This is a genomic window from Streptomyces sp. WM4235, assembly GCF_001279725.1.
Lineage (GTDB): Bacteria > Actinomycetota > Actinomycetes > Streptomycetales > Streptomycetaceae > Streptomyces.
This window is the reverse complement of sequence record NZ_LGDE01000180.1, coordinates 1-1,409: the sequence shown is the minus strand read 5'-3', so window position 1 is coordinate 1,409 and position 1,409 is coordinate 1. Positions and strand designations below refer to the sequence as shown.

The following is a 1,409-nucleotide window of genomic DNA, read 5'->3' as shown; positions in this document are numbered from 1 at the left end:
GCAGCGCGAGTTCTTCGAGTGTCTCCCCCGTCAGTTGCAGGTTCCATCCGCGTACGACGGCCAGCACGAGTCTGCGGGCTTTGGGTACTGCCTGTTTCTCTGCGGCTATCGGGAAGCTGCGGGAGCGTGACGGTTTCATGGCGCACATCGTGATCACCCTTGGGGGGAGGGCGGGCGGTCCGGTTGGTGTGGTCGGGGTGCGCCTGCGCCCTGGGTCTGTTGAGGGAGGGGGGCTTGCTCGTCTTGACTGAGGGGCGGGGTCTGGTTGTTGGTACAGGTGTCTGCAGGTGGGCAGGGGTCGGGTCAGGGTCGGGGTTTCATGGTCAGGGCCTTGAGCGCGTTCTCGGCGCCGTGGTTGAGGGGGAGGGGGGCCACGCCGTCGGCCTGGGCAGGGTCGATCTCGCTGGCGGCCGCGTTCACGTTCTCGGCGGCGAGCACCCAGTCGAACCAGCCCGGATCGTCGCGGTATGTCGCCTGGCCCGCTCCCAAGCCTCGCTCCGGCGCCACGGCAGGGTGAAAGCCGGCCCCCGCACCCGTCCCTCGGTATGTCAGGAAGATCAGCGGCAGCGCTGCGGCAAGGAAGAGCGTCAGGTAGTACTGGCCGCCCCTGGCAACGGGGAAGAAGACCGCATACAGCACGAAGATCGACAGGCCGGCACACAGCGCGGACACCGCCGCGGACACCGCGGGTGAGAGCTTGCGCGCCGGCCGTTCCTGGTCGAACTCAGCCACCAGGTCCCCGGCCGTACGCCGCGCCGGTGCGGATGGTGCTTCCTTCACGCCCATGACGGCCTCCTGGGACTGAACGCTGCTATACCTCAGACCGTGGCATCCGCGACAGCAGGACGACAGGGAAAACCCCCGCTCTTAACCTAGGTTTAGGATTCAGTGACCTGGATCACTTCTAGGCTGGTCCCAAAGGCCGCGGCCCCGCCACACCCAGTTCCCCAGGGGCGCACGGGCCGGCCAACGGAGCACCAGGAGGACCTGTTGCGCATACTCGTCGTCGAAGACGACAACCGAGTCGCCGAAGCCCTCGCCGGCGCCCTGCGCCGCAACGGCTACGACGTGCAACGCGCTGCCAACGCCGCGCAAGCCCTCAACGCACCCCCCGTCGATCTTGTCCTGCTCGACCTGGGCCTGCCGGACCGCGACGGAATCGAGGTCTGCCGGGAGCTGCGAGCCAGAGGCGGCGTCCCCGTCATCGCCGTCACCGCCCGAGGAGGCGAGCCCGACCGCGTCCGCGGACTACGCAGCGGCGCGGACGACTACGTGGTGAAACCCTTCGGCACCGCCGAACTCCTCGCCCGCATCGAAGCAGTCCTGCGACGCAGCATGAAACACCCCACCCACCAGGACCGCCCCCTCACCCTCGACGGCCTCGAAATTGACCTTGCACAACGCACGGT

Annotated in this window: 2 protein-coding genes; one reads left to right on the top strand and one right to left on the bottom strand. The window is 68.1% G+C overall.

The features are described from left to right. Nucleotides 1-303 precede the first annotated feature (303 nt). Complete coding sequence (locus ADK55_RS39205; protein WP_053678877.1) at nucleotides 304-786, bottom strand: hypothetical protein; 483 nt, start codon at nucleotides 784-786, stop codon at nucleotides 304-306. Nucleotides 787-990: 204 nt separating this feature from the next. On the opposite strand from ADK55_RS39205, the gene ADK55_RS14840 reads away from it, so the two are divergent. Further along, nucleotides 991-1,409 (top strand): response regulator transcription factor (locus tag ADK55_RS14840; protein ID WP_199826522.1); only part of this gene is annotated, 419 nt, incomplete at its 3' end.

Excerpts from the sequence above, each read along its gene's own strand:
- ADK55_RS39205 (WP_053678877.1), bottom strand. The coding sequence starts at position 786 with ATGGGCGTGAAGGAAGCACCATCCGCACCGGCGCGGCGTACGGCCGGG.